This window comes from Pseudoalteromonas sp. C8 (assembly GCF_011378685.1).
GTDB classification, from domain to species: domain Bacteria; phylum Pseudomonadota; class Gammaproteobacteria; order Enterobacterales; family Alteromonadaceae; genus Pseudoalteromonas; species Pseudoalteromonas arctica.
Genome location: NZ_WTKT01000011.1, coordinates 98,373 through 122,179 on the forward strand (window position 1 = coordinate 98,373; position 23,807 = coordinate 122,179).

At 41.1% G+C, this 23,807-nt stretch carries 23 protein-coding genes; 14 read left to right on the forward strand and 9 right to left on the reverse strand.

Features of this window, described 5'->3' with window-relative positions; translation table 11 throughout:
- The first annotated feature begins 89 nt into the window (after window positions 1–89).
- Genes aroQ through accC form a run of 3 tightly spaced genes read left to right on the forward strand, consistent with a single transcriptional unit; the run spans window position 90 to window position 2,405 of the window.
- A complete protein-coding gene (gene aroQ / locus GQR39_RS12295; RefSeq protein WP_010555029.1) occupies window positions 90–542 on the forward strand; it encodes a type II 3-dehydroquinate dehydratase in 453 nt (150 codons plus the stop codon).
- 40 nt (window positions 543–582) lie between these two features.
- Window positions 583–1,038, forward strand: coding sequence for an acetyl-CoA carboxylase biotin carboxyl carrier protein (accB, locus tag GQR39_RS12300; protein ID WP_024589567.1), 456 nt, complete (start codon window positions 583–585; stop codon window positions 1,036–1,038).
- A 26-nt stretch (window positions 1,039–1,064) separates the two neighbouring features.
- A complete protein-coding gene (gene accC, locus GQR39_RS12305) occupies window positions 1,065–2,405 on the forward strand; it encodes an acetyl-CoA carboxylase biotin carboxylase subunit (protein ID WP_007580045.1) in 1,341 nt (446 codons plus the stop codon).
- 417 nt (window positions 2,406–2,822) lie between these two features.
- Here the strand turns inward: accC and GQR39_RS12310 are convergent, their stop codons facing one another.
- Window positions 2,823–3,524 (reverse strand): FadR/GntR family transcriptional regulator, encoded by a 702-nt coding sequence (locus GQR39_RS12310; protein ID WP_007580047.1) that lies wholly within the window; start codon window positions 3,522–3,524, stop codon window positions 2,823–2,825.
- 199 nt (window positions 3,525–3,723) lie between these two features.
- Here GQR39_RS12310 and GQR39_RS12315 point away from each other — a divergent pair, with 199 nt between their 5' ends.
- The gene (locus GQR39_RS12315; protein ID WP_002958845.1) at window positions 3,724–4,482 is read left to right on the forward strand and encodes an SDR family NAD(P)-dependent oxidoreductase; all 759 of its coding nucleotides are present in this window, start codon (window positions 3,724–3,726) and stop codon (window positions 4,480–4,482) included.
- A gap of 3 nt (window positions 4,483–4,485) precedes the next feature.
- Window positions 4,486–5,436 (forward strand): 2-dehydro-3-deoxygalactonokinase, encoded by a 951-nt coding sequence (locus GQR39_RS12320; protein ID WP_165735742.1) that lies wholly within the window; start codon window positions 4,486–4,488, stop codon window positions 5,434–5,436.
- An 80-nt stretch (window positions 5,437–5,516) separates the two neighbouring features.
- Here the strand turns inward: GQR39_RS12320 and glpD are convergent, their stop codons facing one another.
- From glpD to galE, 7 genes are all read right to left on the reverse strand, one after another.
- On the reverse strand, window positions 5,517–7,022 hold the full coding sequence (glpD, locus tag GQR39_RS12325) for a glycerol-3-phosphate dehydrogenase (protein ID WP_165735743.1): 1,506 nt from the start codon (window positions 7,020–7,022) through the stop codon (window positions 5,517–5,519).
- A gap of 209 nt (window positions 7,023–7,231) precedes the next feature.
- The gene (gene glpK / locus GQR39_RS12330) at window positions 7,232–8,731 is read right to left on the reverse strand and encodes a glycerol kinase GlpK (RefSeq protein WP_033037088.1); all 1,500 of its coding nucleotides are present in this window, start codon (window positions 8,729–8,731) and stop codon (window positions 7,232–7,234) included.
- 207 nt (window positions 8,732–8,938) lie between these two features.
- Window positions 8,939–10,261: a dienelactone hydrolase family protein gene (locus GQR39_RS12335; protein ID WP_165735744.1), complete on the reverse strand. Its 1,323-nt coding sequence runs from the start codon at window positions 10,259–10,261 to the stop codon at window positions 8,939–8,941.
- A 29-nt stretch (window positions 10,262–10,290) separates the two neighbouring features.
- Entirely contained in the window at window positions 10,291–11,295 is a 1,005-nt protein-coding gene (locus GQR39_RS12340; protein ID WP_165735745.1) for a Gfo/Idh/MocA family oxidoreductase, read from the reverse strand.
- Window positions 11,296–11,314: 19 nt separating this feature from the next.
- Window positions 11,315–12,463 (reverse strand): galactokinase, encoded by a 1,149-nt coding sequence (gene galK, locus GQR39_RS12345; protein WP_165735746.1) that lies wholly within the window; start codon window positions 12,461–12,463, stop codon window positions 11,315–11,317.
- Entirely contained in the window at window positions 12,453–13,517 is a 1,065-nt protein-coding gene (locus GQR39_RS12350; protein ID WP_010555021.1) for a UDP-glucose--hexose-1-phosphate uridylyltransferase, read from the reverse strand. The genes galK and GQR39_RS12350 overlap by 11 nt, the downstream gene beginning before the upstream one ends.
- A gap of 1 nt (window position 13,518) precedes the next feature.
- Window positions 13,519–14,532 (reverse strand): UDP-glucose 4-epimerase GalE, encoded by a 1,014-nt coding sequence (gene galE, locus GQR39_RS12355; protein ID WP_165735747.1) that lies wholly within the window; start codon window positions 14,530–14,532, stop codon window positions 13,519–13,521.
- A 267-nt stretch (window positions 14,533–14,799) separates the two neighbouring features.
- Between galE and GQR39_RS12360 the strand changes: the two genes are divergently transcribed.
- A complete protein-coding gene (locus GQR39_RS12360; RefSeq protein WP_165735748.1) occupies window positions 14,800–15,630 on the forward strand; it encodes an SDR family NAD(P)-dependent oxidoreductase in 831 nt (276 codons plus the stop codon).
- Entirely contained in the window at window positions 15,630–15,986 is a 357-nt protein-coding gene (locus GQR39_RS12365) for an antibiotic biosynthesis monooxygenase (protein ID WP_165735749.1), read from the forward strand. Before GQR39_RS12360 ends, GQR39_RS12365 begins: the two co-directional genes overlap by 1 nt.
- Before the next feature lie 63 nt (window positions 15,987–16,049).
- Here the strand turns inward: GQR39_RS12365 and GQR39_RS12370 are convergent, their stop codons facing one another.
- Window positions 16,050–16,292, reverse strand: a complete 243-nt coding sequence (locus tag GQR39_RS12370) for a YdcH family protein (RefSeq protein ID WP_007580070.1) — start codon at window positions 16,290–16,292, stop codon at window positions 16,050–16,052.
- A gap of 551 nt (window positions 16,293–16,843) precedes the next feature.
- On the opposite strand from GQR39_RS12370, the gene GQR39_RS12375 reads away from it, so the two are divergent.
- From GQR39_RS12375 to GQR39_RS12405, 7 genes are all read left to right on the forward strand, one after another.
- Complete coding sequence (locus GQR39_RS12375; RefSeq protein ID WP_165735750.1) at window positions 16,844–17,425, forward strand: aminodeoxychorismate/anthranilate synthase component II; 582 nt, start codon at window positions 16,844–16,846, stop codon at window positions 17,423–17,425.
- Between the two features lie 43 nt (window positions 17,426–17,468).
- On the forward strand, window positions 17,469–18,629 hold the full coding sequence (locus tag GQR39_RS12380; RefSeq protein WP_024593401.1) for an HDOD domain-containing protein: 1,161 nt from the start codon (window positions 17,469–17,471) through the stop codon (window positions 18,627–18,629).
- 379 nt (window positions 18,630–19,008) lie between these two features.
- Complete coding sequence (locus tag GQR39_RS12385) at window positions 19,009–20,214, forward strand: aspartate aminotransferase family protein (RefSeq protein ID WP_024600070.1); 1,206 nt, start codon at window positions 19,009–19,011, stop codon at window positions 20,212–20,214.
- An 85-nt stretch (window positions 20,215–20,299) separates the two neighbouring features.
- Window positions 20,300–21,316: an arginine N-succinyltransferase gene (gene astA, locus GQR39_RS12390; protein ID WP_165735751.1), complete on the forward strand. Its 1,017-nt coding sequence runs from the start codon at window positions 20,300–20,302 to the stop codon at window positions 21,314–21,316.
- A 15-nt stretch (window positions 21,317–21,331) separates the two neighbouring features.
- Window positions 21,332–22,801, forward strand: a complete 1,470-nt coding sequence (gene astD / locus GQR39_RS12395) for a succinylglutamate-semialdehyde dehydrogenase (protein WP_007580085.1) — start codon at window positions 21,332–21,334, stop codon at window positions 22,799–22,801.
- Window positions 22,802–22,933: 132 nt separating this feature from the next.
- Entirely contained in the window at window positions 22,934–23,281 is a 348-nt protein-coding gene (locus tag GQR39_RS12400; protein ID WP_007580087.1) for a DUF3802 family protein, read from the forward strand.
- An 86-nt stretch (window positions 23,282–23,367) separates the two neighbouring features.
- On the forward strand, window positions 23,368–23,781 hold the full coding sequence (locus tag GQR39_RS12405; RefSeq protein WP_002958863.1) for an OsmC family protein: 414 nt from the start codon (window positions 23,368–23,370) through the stop codon (window positions 23,779–23,781).
- Window positions 23,782–23,807 lie beyond the last annotated feature (26 nt).

Genomic DNA, 23,807 nt, shown 5'->3' on the forward strand with positions numbered 1-23,807 from the left:
TGTTGCTACATTGCTTTTTCTGCTTACTTAAAAGTGAAAAACTAGTTAGTAACCGCTTAACTCATTACTTATAGGATATATCGCGTATTATGGCTGCAAAATTTAACCTTTTAGTTATAAATGGTCCAAATTTAAACATGCTTGGTAAACGTGAACCGGATAAATACGGTTTTCAGACGCTGAGTGAGATTATGGAGGAGCTAACCAGTGCTGCTAATAGTCTAGATGTTGAGTTAACGCATTTTCAAAGTAATAGTGAGCAAGCACTCATCGAACGAATTCACGATGCTTGGCAAGCGGTTGATTACATAATTATCAACCCAGCTGCATTTACGCATACTAGCGTCGCATTACGTGATGCACTGTTGAGTGTTGATATTCCGTTTTTTGAGGTGCACTTAAGTAATGTGCACGCACGTGAAGCCTTTCGTCATCATTCGTATTTTTCTGATGTGGCACAAGGCGTAATATGTGGATTAGGTGCAATGGGTTATCAGGCAGCATTAAACGCCGCTGTTAACCGGTTGCAAAGCGCAATTTAATTTAAATTAACACACAAACAACTTACAGGCGGGTCGTGTAATGGATATTCGCAAGATAAAGAAGCTTATCGAATTAGTAGAAGAATCAGGTATTGCTGAGCTAGAAATCACTGAAGGTGAAGAATCAGTACGTATTAACCGTAACAACATGAGTGCAGGCCCAGGTTACCCGCAATTTGCTCCACAGCAATATGCACCAGCGCCAGCAGCACCAGTTGCAGCGGCTCCTGTAGCTGTTGAAGCAGCACCAGCTGAGCCAACGGGTCATCAAGTTAAATCACCAATGGTTGGTTCTTTTTACTCTGCTGCGTCTCCTGAAGCTCCAGCATATGTAGAAGTTGGTCAGCAAGTTAAAGTTGGCGATACACTTTGTATTATCGAAGCTATGAAAATGATGAACCAAATTGAATCAGATAAAGCCGGTACAGTAAGAGCTATCTTAGCTGAAAATGGCGAGCCAATAGAATTTGATCAACCTCTATTCATCATTGAATAATAGCGTAACCTAAAAGGCCAACTCTAATGTTAGATAAAGTAGTCATTGCAAACCGAGGTGAAATTGCACTTCGTATATTGCGCGCCTGCAAAGAGCTTGGGATCAAAACGGTTGCTGTGCATTCAACGGCAGATCGCGATCTTAAGCATGTATTGCTTGCAGATGAAACCATCTGTATTGGTAGACCATCAGCAACTGAAAGTTATTTAGATATTCCGCGCATTATTGCTGCGGCTGAAATAACTGACGCTGTAGCGATTCATCCTGGTTACGGTTTCCTTGCAGAAAATGCTGATTTTGCCGACCAAGTTGAGCAAAGTGGTTTTGTATTTATCGGTCCTCGTGGCGACACTATTCGCCTTATGGGTGATAAAGTGTCTGCTATCGCAGCAATGCGTAAAGCCGGCGTTCCATGTGTTCCTGGCTCTGACGGTCCAGTATCAGATGATAAAGAACGCAACATGCAAATCGCTAAGCGTATCGGTTACCCGGTAATCATCAAAGCTGCTGGTGGCGGTGGTGGTCGTGGTATGCGTGTTGTTCGCAGCGAATCTGAACTTATTGATTCAATTGCATTAACACAGCAAGAAGCTAAGCAATTCTTTGGTAATAGCATGGTTTACATGGAAAAATTCCTTGAAAACCCACGCCACATCGAAGTTCAAGTATTAGCAGACGGCCAAGGTAATGCAGTACATTTAGGTGAACGTGATTGTTCTATGCAACGTCGTCACCAAAAAGTAGTTGAAGAAGCTCCAGCACCAGGAATTACTGCTGAAACGCGTAAATTCATTGGCGAGCGCTGTACACGTGCATGTATCGAAATTGGATACCGCGGTGCAGGTACGTTTGAGTTTTTATACGAAAACGGCGAGTTTTACTTCATCGAAATGAATACACGTATTCAGGTTGAACACCCTGTAACTGAAATGGTTACTGGTATCGATTTAGTGAAAGAGCAGTTAAAAATTGCAGCGGGTCAACCGTTATCATTTACTCAAGACGACGTTGTTATTCGTGGTCATGCTATTGAGTGTCGTATTAATGCTGAAGATCCTGAAACGTTTATCCCGTCACCGGGTAAAATTACACGTTTCCATCCAGCAGGTGGTTTAGGTATTCGTTGGGACAGCCATATTTACGCTGACTACACGGTTCCACCACATTACGATTCAATGATTGGTAAGTTAATTACTTACGGTGAAAACCGTGATGTAGCTATTGCCCGCGCGCGCAATGCACTTAACGAGCTAGTAATTGACGGAATTAAAACTAATACTCCTTTGCATAAGAGAATTCTTGCAGATGAAAACTTCCAAAATGGTGGTACTAACATCCACTATCTTGAGAAGAAATTAGGATTGTAATTCTAGCCTGTAAAAGGCGTTTTATCTCAGTTAGTAACCAGAGTTATTAAGCTGATTTAAATAATTAAAAATCCGATATCAGGAGACTGATATCGGATTTTTTAATGCCTGTAATTTATACCAGTTCGCTTAATTAAATGATCTATTTTGAGGGCGGAAAAACGTGTTGGTAGCTAGGCAAAAAATTCGCTATTTAGTTGTTCTCGGCAATTGCTCCTGCATTGCTCTACCTTCTGCATCCATGCAGTCGTAAATGAGAATTTTTTAACGCAGGTAGCGACACGTTTAGCCCCGCAAAATGATTAAGTATTATTGCGGATTGGTATTAAGCCTTATAGGCAATAAAAAAGTCCATCGAATGTACTGCAAAGAGTAAATTCGATGGACTCAATATTTATACAATATGTTGAAATAACATTAAACTAATTTAGATTCAATTAACTGTAGTGCTTCTTCTAAAATTGTTTCTACTGCTTTTTTAGCGCGTTCAGGATCGCGTGACTTTATGGTTTCTAAAATATCAGCGTGTTTAGCAACGTCTGCGCCCGGTACACCTTTAATGTGGTTTGTATAACGAATACTTACTCTAAGGGCAGTACTAATAAACTCAGTTAACTGCACAAAAAAGCGATTGTTACTGGCAACTAATATGCTGGTATGAAAAGCAATGTCAGCTTCTAGTGGATCGTCCAAGCCTTCGTCTGCTTCAGCCATGCGGGCTAAGGCGTTATCAATTTCAGCGAGTTGTTCAGCAGTTGCATTTAGTGCAGCAAGAGCGGCTGCTTGTGGTTCAAGGGCAACGCGTACTTGAGTAAACTCTTTTAATAATGACAGTGATGGCTTGCTGCTTAAAATCCAACGTAGTACGTCGGTATCAAACATGTTCCAGCTACTTTCAGGTAATACACGAATACCTTGCTTAGGACGAGAAGAAATTAATCCTTTAGCAGAGAGCATTTTTACCGCTTCGCGGGTAGCGCTGCGACTTACATCATACTTTATACATAAATCGGCTTCAGAAGGCAGGCCTTCGCTTACAGGGTAAACACCACGCACAATAGCAAAACCCAAATCGTGGGTTAATTGTTGTGTTAAATTTTGACGGGGTTGGCTTTTCATTGCGCAGGATTCCGAGTTGATATATTGCTTTATTATATATCATATATCATATTAATGTACTCAAGGATATGATATAAACTTTTAATTAGCTAAATATTTTAACACAGCAATAACAACTTAGTTTGGCTCTTTATACTGTAAATGTAAGTTTATAAAGAGTTTAAATGAAATTGAAAATGCGCTGTATGGAGAGTTGAATTTGAACACCCTAGCTCAATATCATAGTCTTTCTGGTAAAGTTATTTTTATTACAGGCGGTGCATCAGGCATTGGCAGAGCAATGGTTAAATCCTTTGTAAACCAAAATGCAAAAGTAGCATTTATAGATATTGATGATAAGGCAGCGCAATCGCTTATTCGTGATTTACCCAATGCAAAACTATGGTATAGGCAAGTTGATGTAACTGACTCTCATGCACTTCAGCAATCACTTGTGGATGCATGCGCCGCTTTTGGTGCCATTAATGTATTAGTTAATAATGTAGCGAACGACCGCCGCCAAGCGAGCGAAGACGTTACAGTGCAAGACTGGGATCAGTGCTTACAAATAAACTTAAACCCTGCATTTTTTGCCTCTCAAGTTGCTATGTCTTTTATGAAAGGCGATGGAGCCGGTAGTATCATTAATTTTAGCTCTATTAACGCGATTATGGGCCAGCCACAAATGGCCGGCTATGTAACCGCAAAAGCAGGGCTAATTGGTATGACTAAGGCATTGGCTCGCGATTACGGCGAGTTTGGTATTCGCGTTAACGCTATTTTGCCAGGGTGGGTGGCCACCGACCGTCAACTAGCAAGCTGGTTTACCGAAGAAGAGCAAGTTAAGTGGATGGAAGCCATGGCGCTTAAAAAATTAGTAACCCCTGAAGATGTTGCTAATTTGGCACTCTTTTTAGCCGCCGATGAAAGCAGTATGATCACCGGGCAGAGTATTAAAATCGACGGTGGGAGGCTTTAAAGCTTGGCTAATTCATCTCTTTTTATCGCTGTTGACTGGGGCACGAGCCATTTACGTGCTTATTTGTGCGAAGTACAAGCGCAATCAACACTTAAATTATTAGCACAACGTGATGGCCCTGGCGTTGTTAAGGCGAATCAAAATTTTGAGCAAACCCTAATCGACACCATTGCAGTGTGGAAGCAAGAATATGGCAGTTTACCTATATATATTGCAGGGCAAATTACCTCAAGCATCGGCTGGCACGAAACGCCATATTTAGAATGCCCAATTAATCCTGAAGGGCTACTTAATGCTGCGGTTAGCTTTGATTGCGATGGACATATTATTAAAGCGTTACCTGGCACAAAGTGTACGCTGCAAAATAGCTTATTTGATGTAATGCGCGGCGAAGAGCTGCAAATTTTAGGGTTTTTAAAACAAAATCCAGAGTATCAACAAGGTAAAATATTATTATGTTTACCTGGTACACATACTAAATGGGTGCTTATAAACAACGGCGAAATCATTTGCTTTAAAACAGCCATGACCGGCGAGTTATATGATTTGTTATGTCATCAAAGTGTTTTAATTCCTAACGACTGCGCAGAAGGTGATTTTGATTTTAAAGCATTTGAGCAAGGCTGTGAGCTAACTTTAGGTAGTGATAGCGGTAACTTGGCACATGGTATTTTTAGTGTGCGTACACGCCAGCTTTCAAAGGAGTTAACGCCAGTACAAGCTAAAGCCTATTTGTCGGGTGTATTAATTGGCAGTGATGTACGAGCAGCTCGCCATGCTAGCGAATGGCAATTATTGAGTGATACACAAGTTGTGGTGATTGGCACAAAGCAGCTTAATAAGTGTTTTACCACAGCGCTTAAACAAATTGGTGTTAAGTGTGTTGAGTTTGATATTAAAACAGCCACGCTAAGCGGCTTTAATTACTTATTTAATTTAGAGTCAAAAAAATAAACCCCTCTATAATAATTAAATTATAAAGGGGTTGCACGGGAAGTTTTTAGGACTATAACAGCCAATTACTTTAGCGGTTATTAAGCAATTTTAGCCGCTTTGCTTTGCTCAATATAATCATTAAGCGCAGCAACTTGTGCCTCATTAAAACGTAGTCCTAATTTGCTGCGGCGCCATAAAATATTGTATGCGTTTTCTGCCCACTCTTCATTTAGCAAGTAATCTACTTCTGCTGCAAATAAACCATGGCCAAAATCTTGGCCTAAATCACTCAACCCAGTTGCACTACCTAATATATGTTTAGCACGAGTACCATAAGTGCGTACAAAACGTTTAAGTGTTATTTCAGGTAGCCATTCGTATTTTGCTTTTAGCTCTGATTTAAGTGCTTCTACAGAGCTAAAATCACCACCAGGGAGCGAGCTATGCTTGGTCCACGCTTTGCTCATTTGTGGGTAAAAGTCTTCAAGCTTATTAACCGCAGCTTCGGCAAGTTTGCGATAAGTTGTAATTTTTCCACCAAACACACTCAGTAGAGGTGTTTGCTTAGCATCACTCGAAAGCTCTAATTTATAATCGCGAGTAACGGCTTGTGCATTAACTGATTCGTCATCAAGTAATGGGCGTACACCTGAAAAGGTATGTACTATGTCTTCGCGTTTAATCGGTTGTTTAAAGTAGGTATTAGTAATATCAATTAAGTAATCAATTTCTTCATCACTAATTTTAACGTCTTGTGCTTCACCTTTGTGTTCTACATCGGTTGTGCCAATAAGTGAGAAGTCATCTTCAAACGGAATAACAAACACAATGCGCTGATCTTTATTTTGTAAAATATAAGCTTGTTTCTCATCGTGAATGCGAGGCACTACAATGTGACTACCTTTTACAAGGCGAATATTTTGTGGTGATTTTTCTGTTAGGGCTTCATCAAATAATTTAGCTACCCAAGGACCCGCAGCATTAACAATGCCTTTGGCAGAAATGGTGTATTTAGCTTTACTCTTTTGCTGCTCAAGCGTTACCTGCCATTTACCTTGCTCACGTTTAGCATTTACACACTTAGTTTGTGTGGTAATAACGGCGCCTTTTTCCTGCGCTGCAAGGGCGTTTAAAACGACTAAGCGAGAATCGTCAACCCAGCCATCAGAGTATTCAAACCCTTTGGTAATAGAGGGTTCTAAAACGCTATTTTCACCAAATTTAATGCTTCGAGAACCCGCAAGTGTTTCGCGTTTCGCTAGGTTGTCATACATAAACAAACCAATGCGAATCATCCACGCAGGGCGTAAATGCTTTTGATGCGGCAATCTAAAGGTTAGTGGCCACATAATGTGAGGTGCGTTCTTAAGTAGCACTTCTCGCTCTGCTAGGGCTTCTTTTACTAATCTAAATTCGTAATGCTCAAGGTAGCGCAGACCACCGTGGATCAGCTTAGAACTGTTTGAAGATGTTGCACAGGCAAGGTCTGATTGTTCGCACAAGAGTACTTTTAACCCTCTGCCTGCTGCATCAGCTGCTATTCCAGTGCCGTTTACACCGCCACCGATGACTAGTAAGTCATATTCGTTATCTGCTAATTCCACCGAGCTAACCTTTTTATTTGTAATATAAATAAGACATAAGCATCATAAAGCTGCTGTTTTCATTTGACAATAGAAAACCCAGTTTTTTATTCGTTAATTTTGACGCTGATCCATTTTCAATTTAAAGCAGTAAAGCATCCCTTTAAATCTAGCTATTGGCTAAGTTAAAAAGGCGAAGTGGCTAAAGTATTGGCTTAGCCACTTAGTACTTACTCTGGACAGTTTTTATTCGTTAAACATACTTGAGCAACGCAGTGTTGCCATTTTGCATATAAATCGTTACGTTCGTCGGCGCTCATAGTTGGCTCAAAACGACGGTCGCATGTCCACATTTTAGATAACTGCTCAGTTGACTCGTACACACCTGTTTGTAAGCCTGCTAAATATGCTACGCCTAAAGAAGTGGTTTCGGTCACAGTTGGGCGCTCAACTGTTGCGCCTAAAATGTTTGATAAAAAGGTCATAACCCAATTATTTTTTACCATACCGCCATCTACACGAAGCACACTTGGGCGAAGACCATCACGCTCCATCGCTTTTTGTAAATCTTTGGTCTGGTAACCAACTGATTGCAGCGCTGCGGCAACTATGGTGCTAATACCCGAATCGCGTGTTAGCCCTAAAATAGCGCCACGTGCATTAGGGTCCCAATAAGGAGCACCTAAACCCGTAAACGAAGGCACTAAAAATACACCATGATCGAGCGGTACATCTTTGACCATCGATTCACTTTCGCCAGCATGGCTAAGTAGTTTTAAGCCTTCAACAATCCACTGCATAGTTGCGCCAGCCATAAATATACTGCCTTCAATGGCGTAAGTTGGCTTGCCGTTTAATCTATAAGCAACAGTGGTCAGTAAGCGGTTTTCTGAGGTCAGTGCTTTTTCGCCAGTGTTAAGCATTAAAAAACAGCCAGTACCGTAAGTACTTTTAGCCATGCCTTGTTCAAAACATGCGTGGCCAACAAGCGCAGCTTGTTGATCGCCTGCAATACCACATACGCGAATTGGCGCGCCAAAAATATCAGCGCTGGTTGAACCAAACTCGTCAGCTGAATCCATTACTTCTGGCAGCATAGATTCTGGAATATCGAATAACTCTAGAAGCTCTTGATCCCACTGCTGGGTGTGAATATTAAATAACATGGTGCGCGATGCATTGGTTGCATCGGTGCGGTGCTCTTTGCCGCCTGTTAGCTGCCAAAGTAGGTAAGTGTCAACCGTACCGAAGGCGAGCTCACCTGCAAGGGCTTGTTCGCGTGCGCCTTCAACGTTATCTAAAATCCAACGAATTTTAGTGGCCGAAAAATAAGGGTCGAGCAATAAGCCTGTTTTTTCGCTTATTGTTTGGCAAAGCTCATCAGTTGTTAGGCTTTCGCAATAGTCACTGGTGCGACGGTCTTGCCATACAATAGCGTTATAAATTGTTTTGCCTGTTTTTTTGTTCCACACCAAAGTGGTTTCGCGTTGGTTGGTGATGCCAATGGCAATAATTTCTTCAGGCTTTACATCGTTTTTAGTTAACACTTCGCGACTAGTGCTAAGCACTGTTTGCCAAATATCGTTAGGGTCGTGTTCTACCCAACCATTTTGTGGAAAATGCTGCGAAAATTCTTGTTGTGCTGTACCAAAAACGTCTGCATCTTTTGTAAACAAGATGGCCCGAGAGCTTGTGGTTCCTTGATCAATTGAGAGTATGTATTTGGACATGATATTTGTGTTATTTATCTTATCTTATATATGACTAGATTGCCTTTAACCGAAGTTAATGGCAATGGTTTTTTCTTAAAATAGCAGATTAAAAAATAAACACGCTAATATTTGTTGGTAACTCTTTTATATAAAAGGCGTTTTATTTTTGCATTATTTTAAGGGCGTACGCGGCTATTGATTAAAACAGCCGCTTAAAGCTTATTATTACTTGGTGTGAGGTTTAGCTTGTTGCCAATCCATACCGGTAGAAAAGCGATTATCAAACCCGCGCCACTGTGGCAGCGGCTTACCATCAACAACAGCTTGGTCGCCGTTTTGTGGTAAATCTAAGTATTTACACTCGCTGGCTATGCCTTTTACGTGGCAATCCATCATGGCAAGTACAAAGTGTTTGTTGATTTCGTTTAGTGTGCGCATAGACCACGAAGGCTCGTAGTAATGGCCTATATCTAGCTCACTGCTGCTTTGTGCAATAGCAGGGGCTGGGTGTGGTGCAATATTATGGCGTGCATTTTTGTAAGTAAGCATGTACTTATCTTTGCTGCCTGTTTGTTCATAAAGACTTTTAATGCCTTCATAGCCTGAAATGTCATCTAGGTTACCGGCTATATAAAGCGAAGGTACTTTAATTTTTTCCATCGCTTTGTCATCAAATATAGCGTGCTGTCCGCCCCATGGGGCAAAGGCCACCATCGCTTTTATACGTGGGTCTACTTTTGGGTTTTGGTATTGCCCACCAGCGCAGCTGTTTAGTAATTGCTGTACTTTTTCAATTTGAGCAGGGTCTTTCATACCCGTAAACATAGCCGTAGTTTGCTCATTAAAAGCGTAACAACCACCTATCGTATTTACAGCGCCATAGCCACCCATTGAGTAACCAATTACGCCTGCGCTTTTGTTATCTACCTGCTTGCTTGCAAAGTTGTTTTGCTCATTAAAGTAATTAATAACAAACTGCTGATCGCGTGAGCGATTTATAAGCGTACTAAAAAAGCCAGAGAATGGTGCGTTTTCAAAATCAACATCGGCATTGGTCGAATCAGTATGATCAAGTGCAACAACAATGTAACCGTGCGATGCTAAATGCTCGCCAAGGTAGTACATAATTGTACGGTAACCGGTATAACCGTGCGAAAGCACAATGACAGGGTAGTGCTCTTTATTATTAATGGCGACATCACGCATTGCATCGGCTTGCAAAGTAAACTCTTTACCTGAGCGAGTTTCATCTGTGTAGCTGGTAAGTGGCGCTTTTGCTGTATTTGCAGCCGGATACCACACCTCTACTTTTAAAGGACGATCTTTTTGACCTTGGGTAGCGGGGTCAAATTGCGCAGGGTTAACTAAATCAAGTGTTTTCACACCTACATTGTAGCCACCTTTAGCTGCAAGTTCTGGGAGTACTTCGCTAGTGATTGGCGGATATAGCTGCTCTGGTTTATTAGATTCAGCAACAGCTACACTGACAGATAAACTGCACGTAGCAAGTAATATGGCTTTTGAAAGCGCCTTGAGTGTGTGTGTCATTGTGTGTCCTTGTTGTGTATTTTTATTTTTTAATTAGTCAGTTCAGCCGACTCGACGGCATTGCTATATTGCAGTTGCCATTGTGCTCGCAAGGTATCCATTATATTTATAACTCGTAAGCTAGTACTTAGTGGCAACACGCTGCTTTGGGTTTGTTTTTGTAATATACACTGCGTGACATGTGCAATTTCAAACTTAAAGTTTTCATCGTCGCTAAAGTTGTATTCAAAGTATTTAGGGTCTTGGCCACTTATATGTAGCTCTAGTGTTTTTGCACCTACAAACTGAGGTATTCGAATATAGCCAAGCTCACCATTAATACATGCTTCTGTTGGGCCATTTTGCTGCAGTGCGCTGGCAAGAGATGCAAATTGCCCGTTACCGTAATCAACTATAGCAGTGCTTCGCTCATCAACGCCGGTTGTGCTTTTATGTACAAAGGATTTGATGTGTTCAGGGGTTTTATTAAATACCACATCAGCAATCGAAATAGGATAAATACCTAAATCGAGCAGGGCGCCACCCGCTGTAACAGGGTTCATTAATCGGTGAGTGTCGGCAAAGCTGCCAGGTAAACTAAAGTTGGCATTAACACTGTGCACATTACCAATAACACCTTCACTTAGGAGCTGTTGTAATTTTACTATAGCTGGTAAAAACCGCATCCAAACGCCTTCCATTAAAAAGCAGTTTTGTTGCTTGGCAAGCTTAGTGAGGCTTTGTAACTGCTTAGCATTAACGGTAATTGGTTTTTCGCTTAGCACGTGCTTATTGTGTTTTAAGCATTGGGCGATAGTTTTAAAGTGTTGATCGTGCGTATTGGCAATATATACGGCATCTATATTTGGGCACTGCATAAGAGCTTGATAGCTCTCATAGCCTTGAATATTGTACGGTGTGGCAAATTCTTTAGCGCGCTGCATACTCGTTGAAGCCGCGCCAATAAGCTGTGCATCATTACAATACGCAATGCTTTTAGCAAAGGTGTGAGCTATATTGCCACACCCAATAATTCCCCAATTAACCTTTGCCATGCTTATTCCTTAGTTTTATTTAAAAAGACGTAATTTGTAATCCTGAGCCCGCTGAACATACATAAATATCAGCATTTAAGTTAAAGCGTTCAAAGTAGTGCTGCTCAACCGTTGCTTTAATAAGAGGTACTTCCGCATCACGACATAAACATACAATAGCACCACCAAAACCACCCCCTGTCATACGTACTGCGCCGCGATCGCCCATCGCTTCTTTACAAATTTCTACTAGGCCATCGGTTGCAGGTACGGTTACTTCAAAATCGTGTTTAAGTGATTGGTGCGATGCTGCCATTAGCGTACGAAGTGCATCCATATCATTATTTTGTAGTGCAGTTGTTGCTGCAATTACACGGTCGTTTTCGCTAATTACGTGGTGTGCACGTTTATATTCGTTTTCGCTTAATGTTGCTTTTACTGCTTGCAGGCCAGCCATGGTGGCTTGGCGAAGTGTTTCTACACCCATTTTTACAGCAGCTTGTTCGCAGTCAATGCGGCGCTGGTTGTACTCGCTATCAACCAACTTACGCGGGTAGTTAGAGTTAACAATAACAATATTTAAATCATCAGGAACTTTAACTGATTTGGTTGCTAAGTTTTCACAGTCGATTAATAGTGCATGACCGTTCTCGCCTTTAGCTGAAATAAGCTGATCCATAATGCCGCATTGGCAATGCATAAAGTCATTTTCGGCTTCTTGGCCAAATAGCGCAATTTGCTCTGGCGGTAAACCAAGCTGTGCAATATGGTTAAACATACCGCCAACTGCAACTTCTAGTGCTGCCGATGATGACAAGCCACTACCTTGCGGTAAGTTACTGTCAATTAGTAGATCGGCGCCACGCAGTGTGTAGCCCGCTCTTTTAAGAGCATAAGTCACAGCACGAATGTAGTTACCCCATTGCGACTGGCCTTCAGTGATTTCTTCATCAACACTAAAGCTGTCTTTTTCGCCTGGGTAATTTAAAGAATGCACAGTAATAATATTGTCGTCGCGCTCTTTAAACATTACTTGGGTACGAAACTCTAACGAACACGGTAAAACAAAACCGTCGTTGTAGTCGGTAAATTCGCCAATGAGGTTTACACGCCCCGGTGCTGCAGCAATACCTTGAGCAGGCGCGCCATACAGTGACAAAAATTGTTGTTGGAATTCGTTAAGCTTCATCTGTGTGTCCTGCTGTATCTTTATAGTGTGTTGTACTGGCTGCTTTTAAAATAGAAGCAGCGGTTTCTGCGCTTAAATCGCGTTGGCTTTCGCCTAGCATTTCGTAGCCTACCATGTGTTTTTTAACAGTAGCAGAGCGAAGTAGCGGCGGATAAAAGTGTGCATGCAAACGCCAATGTTGCTCATCAGAGCTTCTATTAGCAGGTGCATTATGCCATCCCATTGAGTATGGGAAGCTGCAATTAAATACGTTGTCGTACTTAGTGGTTAATACTTTAAGTGCCTGAGCCAAAGAGTCGGTTTGCGCATCGTTTAGCTGGCTAAAGTTTTGAATGTTATCTTTAGTTACTAGCATTGTTTCAAACGGCCACGCTGCCCAAAATGGCACAACAACAAGCCAATGTTCGTTTTCAAATACAACACGTGTTTGATCTGCTTGCTCTTTTTGCGCGTAATCGGCAAGCATGGCTGTGCCATGCTTTTTATAATAGGCAAGCTGCTGGTTATCTTCGGCTTCTATTTCGGTTGATAAATGCGAGTGAGCCCATACTTGGCCGTGAGGATGAGGTTGCGAACAACCCATGATCTCGCCTTTATTTTCAAAAACTTGTACACATTCGTACTGCTGTGCAAGCTCTGTATAATTTTGTTTCCAGGTTTTTACTACTTCGTGCAATGCGTTTTGGCTAAGCTCTGGTAGTGTTTTATTATGCTCTGGAGAAAAACAAATTACGCGGCATTCGCCACTGGCTTCGTCGGCAATAAATAAATCGCTGTCTGACTCTAAGCTTTGTAATTGCTCGCTGGCATTAGGCGTTAATGCGCCAAAGTCATTTCTAAATACGTGTGTGTATTTGTAATCAGGGTTACTGTCGCCATTTGCACGGGTATTACTTGGGCAAAGTGGGCAGCTGTCATCGTGTTTTGGTAATACGTTTTCGTTAACGGCTTCTGTTGCGCCTAACCATGGGCGGTTATTACGATGTGGTGACACTAATACCCAACGACCCGTTAGCGGATTTTTACGTCTGTGAGTACTTTCTAATAAAGCCATGTTAACTCTCCAACCCACTTGGGTAATTAGTTTGCCAGCGCCATGTGTCGTTTGTCATGTCGCTAAGTGTTAGTTCTGCGTGCCAGTTAAGTGTGTTTTGCGCTTTTGTGGCATCGGCGTAGTTACAGGCAATATCACCTGCTCGGCGCGGCGCAATCTTATACGGAATATCTTTATTGGCTGATGCGCTAAATGCGTTGATCATATCAAGCACAGAATAACCTTGCCCTGTGCCTAAGTTGTAAGCATGAAAGGCGGTATCTGTTTTATGCTGCATAAATGCCGCAACATGACCTTTAGCTAAATCTAAAACATGAATATAGTCGCGCACGCCTGTACCGTCTTCGGTGTCGTAGTCGTCACCAAAAATATTAACCACGTCGCGTTTACCTACTGCAGTTTGAGCAATAAATGGCATTAAGTTATTAGGAATACCATTAGGGCTTTCACCTAATAAACCACTTGGGTGTGCACCTACTGGGTTAAAGTAACGAAGCGCAATACCCATAAATTGACTGTTGGCATTACATACGTCTTGCATGGCTTGTTCAACCATGACTTTAGTCCAACCATAAGGGTTAGTTGCGCGTATAGGATGCTTTTCGTCAATAGGGAGGTAGTCTGGCTCGCCGTACACCGTAGCCGATGAGCTAAATATAATATGGTTAACGCCTTCATCTTGCATGTTTTGTAACATGCTTAATGTGCCCGACACATTATTTTGATAATAACGCAGTGGTTGCTCAGTTGATTCGCCAACGGCTTTTAAAGCCGCAAAGTGAAAAACAGCTTCGGCTTTAGTATGTTTTAGGGCGAGTTTAAATTGTTGCTCGTCTTGAATGTCACCCAATATAAACTCAAACCGAGTACCTGTAATCTTTTCGAGTTGGTCAAGTACCCGCGCACTTGCATTAGACAAGTTATCATAAATAACAGGCGTAATACCTGCTTCATGCAATGCAATACATGTGTGGCTACCTATGTAACCCATGCCGCCAGTAACTAAAACTCTCATGTTATTTCTCGAAAAGTGTATTTATATGATAAATACTACTATTAAGGGGGTTTAAAAACAATAGTTATGATTGCTGGGTAATTCAAATAAAAGCATAAAAAACATTCAGCTTAAACATTTACCTGCCTTTTAAAGGAATGCTTTTATATTAACTAACATAGGCTTAGCTTTATCAATTAATTCTATAAACTGATTCAACTATTGGCCTAATTATCAGCAGTAAGTCGGGGTGCTAATATAGCGAAAATAAAGTAAGGAGAGATCAACATGAACAAAACAATTTTACTTACCGGCGCAACCGATGGCATTGGGCTAGAAACGGCAAAGATGTTATTAGCACAAGGTCACACCGTATTATTACATGGCCGCAGCCAAGCAAAGCTAAATGCGCTACAAGTAGCTTTAACCGAGCAATACCCAAATGCAAGTACACATACTTATATTGCTGATTTAAGCGATATGAGCCAAGTTCAAACTTTGGCAAAAAATGTATTAGCCGATTTGGCCGAAAATAATAACCAGCTTGACGTACTTATTAATAATGCAGGCGTTTATCAATTAGTTGATGCTACAACAATTGACGGCCTTTATGCTCGCTTTGTTGTAAACACGATTGCGCCATATCTTCTTACAAAACTATTGTTACCTGTCCTTGGTCATGATTCGCGAGTGGTTAATGTGTCATCAGCTGCGCAATTAAGCGTTAACTTAAATGCACTTATAGGTAACACTGAACTTTCTGATAGTGCGGCTTATGCACAAAGTAAATTGGCTATTACTATGTGGTCGCGTCATTTAGGGCTTGAGCTTAAAGATACTGGGCCATTAGTTGTATCGGTAAACCCTAAATCGTTACTGGGAAGCAAAATGGTAAAAGACGCTTACGGTATAGATGGTGGGGATTTAAAAATTGGCGCAAATATTTTTTGTCGCGCAGCGCTTAGTGATGAATTTAAAGATGCCGCAGGCCTGTATTTTGATAACGATACAGGACGCTTTGCGCCTCCTCATGTTGATGCACTTGATAATGCTAAAAATCAACAACTAGTAGATACGTTAGACAGTATTTTAGCACAGCTTAAATTAGGCAAAGCATAATGAAAAATCATGTTACCTGGACAGTACAAGGCCAAATTAAAGAAGGTAAATACGATGAGTTTTTACTGGTAATGGCGCGATTAGTTACTTTGGCTAAAAGTGAAGCGGGCACTTTAATGTATGAGTGGACAGTAAGTGAAGACAAACGCAGTGTACATATTTACGAGCGTTACCAAGATGAAGATGCTGCTAAAGCGCATCTTGCTGGTTGGGGCGAAAGTGGCCCACTATTTTTAAGCGTAGTTGATATGGATAAAGTAACGGTATTTAGTCAACTATCAAAAGAGTTTGCACAAACCTTTGCAGGCCCAAGCAGTGTATTTATGAAACCTGTGGGTGGCTTTGTAAAGTTTTAGAGAAAATACCCATTGTTGATCTAAAGAGCTCACCTCATCAGTGAGCTCTTTTTTTTAGTTGCATTACTGCTCTTGCTGCAAGCGTTCGTATAGCCAATCTTTTAGTTCTGTACGTTCGTGTTTTAGTTGATGCATTTGCTCATCGCTTATGGGCGCATCTTTGAGCTCTAATACTCTAATCTCTTTATCTAGCTTGTCGTACTTATCTGCTTTTTTTGCAAATTCAGTATCGCTTTCATTTAACTCGGCAATGGTCTTTAAGTACTCTGGAAAGTCATTTGTTAATGAGTGGTCTTCGCCTAACATATTCGCTCCTTAATAGGATATAAATGAGCTCACAAGTAAGTGAGTTGTATAAGTGAATTACTGCCTTTCATATAATACACTGGGGCTTACATAGATATAATTCAACCATTGAGCCGCTAATTTGATGTAGAGCAAACAATCTGTTTATTTTGCTCAGTAAGGCATTTCACCAAAGTATTTAATAGAGCGATCAATAAACGCACGTACTTTAGGGTCAATAATTTATTGTTGGGGTATACAGCCTAAATAGGAGTGTTAACTACTCGCGAAAAGCTTATAGCTCGATATTATTGCTCAAGCTGCAAGGTATCTCTGGCTAGAGAAAATAAATTTAAATATCATCATGATTTAATACGTTAATAAATCTCTTAAGCAGAGTTCGGGTTAAGTAAACCAGTACCCACTAGAGACTTTAAAGAGCTTTTAGCAAAAAGAGTTAATTTTTAACGCTTTTTGCTAATTTATGTTGACTAATTAATAGTGGTAGAATGCAGCGCTTAGTACCACTTGTGTGAAGTAAGTGGTCAATAATTTATAAGGTTTGTTGTGTAATGCTGTTAATGATCGATAACTACGATTCGTTTACTTACAACTTAGTGCAATATTTTCAGCGTTTAGATCAAGACGTTTTAGTGAAACGTAATGACGAGCTAAGCATTGCACAAATAAAACAGTTAAACCCGCAGCACATCGTGTTATCGCCAGGGCCATGCACCCCTAACGAAGCGGGTATTTCACTAAATGTTGTTGAGCAACTAAAAGGGCAATATCCTATTTTAGGGATTTGCTTGGGGCATCAAACTATCGCGCAAGCTTTAGGAGGAGATGTAGTTCGTGCTAAAAAAGTAATGCACGGTAAAACATCACCCATAGTTCATACTAATAAAGGGGTGTTTAAAGGCTTAGCTAACCCGTTAACAGTATGTCGCTATCATTCTTTAGTGGTTAAAGAGCAAACTCTACCTAAAGAACTTGAAGTAACCGCATGGACTCAGACTGAGCAAGGCGAGTTTGACGAAATTATGGGGTTACTTCATAAAGAACTAGCAATCGAAGGTGTGCAGTTTCACCCCGAAGCTATTCTAACTGATCAAGGCTTAGAACTGCTTGATAACTTTTTAACTCGCTTCTAATGTTATAATACACAGAGCATTTAATACTTTATTAATGGATGTCATGACTGAACTTGTAGCGCAACAGCGTACTGCCAAAATACTAAGCCAACGGGCTCATGACTTATTGCTTGGGCACAGCTTTGCGCATCAGCAAATTGGTTTCATCCATACATTAGATATAGATTACGGCGAACCCATGAAGCAACGTACCTTGCTTCAGGTTGAAGTGGCCGCACAGAATAAGCGCCAGCAAAGCAGTACTGCACATCATAAGTACCGCGCTCAAGCGAGTGAGCAACTGCACAAAACAATTGAAACAGCTATATATAAGCAGCTTGAAGATATAGATGGCGTAATTCATAGCACCATAGGTATTGAAGATGGCATTGCCAATATACTCGATATATTAGCTGTAAAGTCGGCATCGGTAGGGCGTTTAGAGCCACTAGTTAATGATATAAGCTGGTTGGGTAGAGAGTTAGTAACGCTTGTTAATTTACCTTACTATCGTAATCAGCGTAGTAAAAACACGTCTGTAAAAGTAGATAAACCATCGCTTGCCCTTCGTTATATTGGCCTTGATAACTTACAGCTAGTTATTCCTACATTTGCAGCGCGTCATTGGATGCCACATAGCACCGAACCATTTTCATTATTAAAACGCCGGCTACGCGACAGCGCGATGGCAAACGCGATTGCTGCGCAAAAAATTGCACAAATTAATAATGTGAATGACGTCCATGCATTTACCCTTGGAATGCTTTTAGATGTAGGGCGAATTGCATTAGTGCGCTTGTACTTAAAAACGTTTGAGAAAGTATGGCAACGCAAAGTGCAGTTAGCCCGAAATGAAAACCAAAAAGATTTACACACCGCATTATTAGAGCTACAGCCCGACCCGCTATTTTTAACCACTCTACTTAGCAATAAGTCGATAGAAGTAAGCGCCAAAGTAATAGACAAAATGGCTTTTAAATATTTACCGTTTAAAGGTGTCATGCAGCAGCTAGTAAATGGGGTAGATAAAGGCGATACATTACTGCCATTAACAGAAGTAATGCTAAAGGCACGTTGCTACTCTCAATATCTTAATTTAAAAGAGCATCAACTTATTGAGCCTGATGAAACTCTAAGCTGGTTTTCGTACTTTAAGTTCACTAAAACGGAACTAAAAACCCTCCAATCGAGTAATTTTACCAATTTAGCTATTCAAATTGACTAAAAATCTGAATTTTTTGTTAATTTTTTTGCGACTAACCATTCATTCTCACTCTATTGTTATATTGCATATTTGCCGATTAAAGCGTCCGCGCCTCGGTGCTCATGCGGTTAGTTGCCTAAAAATAAGCATAAATAGTTATGCAAATAGTTATTCACTATCTATGAAATAATATCTTTAGCCCTTTATTTTCAAGGGATACATGAAAGTTTTTAACGAGACAGATATAAGTAATTCTGAAATAATGTGCGTCTGAAAATTGAACCACAAAGCAATTTTGCGCAATTATCAGGTTACTGATCTTGCCTATAAAGTTGGTTACAAATATTAACCAAACACCTATTTTGATGTTTTGTGTTGCTCACAATTAAGAGGAAATAAAATGACAGTCAATCGCGAATTATTTGATCACGTAATGGTTCCTAACTACGCACCTTCAAGCGTAATTCCTGTTCGAGGCGAAGGTTCTCGCGTATGGGATCAAGAAGGTCGAGAGTTTATCGACTTTGCTGGTGGTATTGCAGTTAACTGTCTTGGCCATTGCCACCCTGCATTAGTAGGCGCATTAAAAGAGCAAGGCGAAAAAATCTGGCATCTATCAAATGTAATGACCAATGAGCCGGCACTTCGCCTAGCTAAAAAAATGGTTGATGCGACATTTGCTGAAAAAGTTTACTTTGCCAACTCTGGCGCAGAAGCAAACGAAGCAGCGCTTAAATTAGCGCGTCGTTTTGCACTTGATAAGTTTGGCGCAGAAAAATCACAAATTATCGCGTTCAACAAAGGTTTCCACGGTCGTACATTCTTTACCGTAACTGTTGGCGGCCAAGCTGCCTATTCAGATGGTTTTGGTCCTAAGCCTGGCGACATTGTACATTGTGATTACAACGACCTAGCTGCTTTTGAAGCGCTTATTAGCGACAAAACATGTGCCGTAATGATGGAACCTCTACAAGGTGAAGGCGGTATTGTTTCGCCGACTGACGAGTTTGCTCAAGGCGTTCGCGATTTATGTACTAAACATAACGCACTGCTTATTTTTGATGAAGTTCAAACAGGTGTTGGCCGTACTGGCGATTTATACGCATACCAAGGCTTAAACATAGTACCTGATATTTTAACTTCAGCTAAAGCACTTGGCGGCGGTTTCCCTATTGGCGCTATGATCACAACAACTGAAATTGCACAGCATCTTAAAGTAGGTACTCATGGTTCTACTTATGGCGGCAACCCGCTTGCGTGTGCTGTTGCAGAAGCTGCATTTGATACAGTAAATACCCCAGAAGTACTTGCTGGCGTAAAAGCTAAAGCAGCATTATTTAATGAACTACTGACTGCGGTTAACGAAAAATACAACGTATTTAGCGAAATCCGTGGCCAAGGTTTATTAATTGGTGCAGTAGTGAACGAGCAATATAAAGGTCGTGCAAAAGAGTTTTTAGTGGCGGGTACTGAGCAAGGCCTTATGTCATTAGTTGCTGGTGCAGACGTAATACGTTTCACTCCATCTTTAGTAATTCCTGAAGCGGACATTCGCGAAGGTATGGCACGCTTTGAAAAAGCAGTAGCAAGCGTAGTAAACGCATAAGCGACTTAAGCCAACCAATTAAGGGCAAGCACTGCTTGCCCTGCAATTCCTATTTACCGTTATTTATAAGGGAGCAAGCGGACTCATGATGATCCTTCGCCCAATCCAGCAAAATGATTATTCAGCATTACTGAAAATTGCCCACGAATCAGGGCATGGTTTTACGTCTTTGCCATTAAACGAAGAACTATTGCAAAAAAAGATCGACCATTCAGTAAGCTCTTTTGCTAAACAAACGTCACAACCTGGTGACGAAGGCTACCTGTTTGTTCTTGAAGATAGCGAAACCGGTGACGTTGTAGGAACGTCTGCAATTGAAGCGGCGGTAGGGCTTGATGATGCATTTTATCATTATCACTTAAGTAAAGTGATTCACTCTTCGCGCACATTAGACGTATACAAAGCGGTTGATATTCTAACGCTATGTAACGACTACACAGGTGCTACAGAGCTTTGCACATTGTTTTTAAAAGATGGTTATCGTAAAAATTGTAACGGTAAACTACTTTCCAAAGCGCGCTTTATGTTTATAAAGCAGCATCAAGAGCGTTTTGCACAAACAGTAATAGCAGAAATGCGCGGTGTGTCTGACGAAAACGGCAGTAGCCCTTTTTGGCAGTGGCTTGAAGAGCATTTTTTCTCAATGGATTTTCCAACAGCCGATTACCTAACAGGTATTGGCCAAAAGGTTTTCATTGCTGAACTAATGCCTAAATATCCAATTTACGTAAATTTGCTAAGTAAAGATGCGCAAGCTGTAATAGGTAAGGTACACGACAATACACGCCCAGCAATTGAATTATTAAAAAGCGAAGGCTTTACGTTTAATGGCTACGTAGATATTTTTGACGCGGGCCCAACTGTTGAAGCCAAAGTAGATAACATTGCGACTATTCGTAATGCGCATAACTTTAAAGTTGAAATAGGCCAAATGACTGGCGACACCATGGTGTTACTAGCTAACGAAAAGCTTAATGACTTTAGAGCGACTGTTGCGCCAATGTCGTTTGACGATCGAGCTAAAAGCCTTATTTTATCGCAAGAAATAGCAGATGCACTGCATTTGCAAGCTGGCGATATTGTTAGCGCAACCCCAGTTTAATTTAGGAGAAAGTATATGACTCATCCTGCACAATTTATAAATGGTCAATGGTCACAAGGCCAAGGCACAGAATTTAATTCAGTAAACCCAGCAAATAACGACGTTATTTGGCAGGCTTCATCGGCAACTGCGGCGCAAGTAGACACCGCAGTAAATGCAGCGCGCGAAGCGTTTTATGCATGGGCTGATAAAAGCTTTACTGAGCGTTTAGAAATAATTAAAGCATTCGCAGCGCAATTAAAAGAAAACAGCGAAGAGCTCGCTATTACTATTGCACAAGAAACAGGTAAGCCATTGTGGGAAACTCGCACAGAAGCCGGTGCTATGGTTGGTAAAATTGCCATTTCTGAAAAAGCATTTTTAGAGCGCACTGGCGACGTAGAAAACGCAATGCCACTTGGCCGTGCGATGATTCGTCATAAGCCACATGGTGTTGTAGCCGTATTTGGTCCGTATAACTTTCCGGGTCACTTACCTAATGGCCACATTGTGCCAGCGCTTTTAGCAGGTAACACGGTTGTGTTTAAACCGTCTGAACTTACTCCTAAAGTAGCTGAGCTTACGCTTAAGCTGTGGGAAAAAGCAGGTTTACCAGCAGGTGTCATTAACCTTGTACAAGGTGAAGTAGAAACGGGTAAAGCCCTTGCTGCTCACAAAGGTATTGATGGCTTGTTCTTTACGGGTTCTTCGCGCACTGGTCATATTTTACATGAACAGTTTGCGGGTCAACCGGGTAAAATTTTAGCGCTAGAAATGGGTGGTAATAATCCACTTATTATTACTGACGTTGAAGACACTAAAGCCGTTGTACACGATATTATTCAATCAGCGTTTATCTCAAGTGGCCAGCGTTGTACGTGTGCACGTAAACTATTTTTACCAACTGGTAGCAAAGGCGATGTGATTTTAGAGCGCCTTATCACTGCAACTAAAGCGATTAAAGTAGGTAACTATGACGATGCAGACCAGCCATTTATGGGTTCTATGATCTCATCAGCTGCAGCAGCAGGCATGGTTAAAGCGCAAAACGAGCTTGTTGAGCTTGGTGGTGAAGTATTAGTAGAGCTTGAGCACACAGCCAATACCGGCTTTGTAACACCAGGTATTATTGAGTGTACAAATATTAGTGACTTCCCAGATGAAGAGCATTTTGGACCACTTTTAAAAGTATTCCGCTTTGACGACTTTGACCAAGCCATTGATAAAGCAAACGATACAACCTTTGGTTTATCGGCTGGTTTATTAAGTGATAGTGCAGCAGATTACGACCACTTCTTACGTCGTATTCGTGCAGGTATTGTTAACTGGAATCGCCCAATTACTGGCGCATCTAGCGCAGCACCGTTTGGTGGTATTGGTGCATCGGGCAACCACAGAGCAAGCGCGTATTATGCAGCTGATTACTGTGCATACCCAGTTGCTTCGGTAGAGCTTGAAAAAGTAGCGATGCCAGCAACACTTAGCCCAGGCTTAAAAATAGATTAAGTAGTAATACTACTTAATTATTATAAAAGCAGCTTCGGCTGCTTTTTTTGTATTGCTAACGCGCAAAGCTAGCAATCAACAGCGCTTTCTGCTTAAATCAAAAATAATTAATTATACAAAGGTGGTACAAAAATGGTTTTAGATAGGCAAGGGTACGATGATTTGATCATGTATCTAACTCAAAATTTAGCATTGTTTGAGAAGCCAGGCGAAATAAAACCAGGTGCCCCAACAGTAATGGAATTAATCGAAGACGTTATTGCACAAAATGTGATGCTTATTTGCGAGCAGCACACAAACCTCAACACAGAGCAGCGTAGTCAAATTGTACGTGAAGTTGATGGCATAGTTTACGATTTAGAAGAAGTCCTCAGCAGCATCACCTCACAGCCTGTCACGGTTGAACAGCATGCCTTTATAGACGAATTTGCAGGTTTAGTAAAAAACCTCTTTGATAGCGCTTTAACGCAACAATCTTAGTCATTTTATAGCCCTGCGTTGCATTTTCATTTGCAACTACGGCTAACTTGCTTACAATCAAGAAAATATTTTTTTGAGATATAACAATGCAAGCAAATGTAAAATGGGTTGAAGGCGATACGTTTATTGGTCGTTCTAATTCTAACCACAATGTTGTGTTTGATGGCGGCAGCGATAGTGCAGCACCAAGCCCAATGGAAATGGTTTTAATGTCAGTTGGCTGTTGTTCATCAGTTGATGTGGTTAGTATTTTAAAAAAAGCCAAACAAGATTTTTCAGATGTACAAGTACAACTAAGTGCAGAGCGCGCCGAAACAGCCCCACGTGTGTTTACCAAAATCAACTTACACTTTGTTGTTAAAGGCAATAATGTGTCTGAAAAGCACCTTGCACGCGCCGTTTCACTCTCTGCTGAAAAGTATTGCTCAGTTGCATTAATGCTTGATAAAACAGTAGAAATTACGCATAGCCACGAAGTTGTGCAAGATCAAGCAAAATAACGCTTTTTCCACGAGGGAAATTCGTA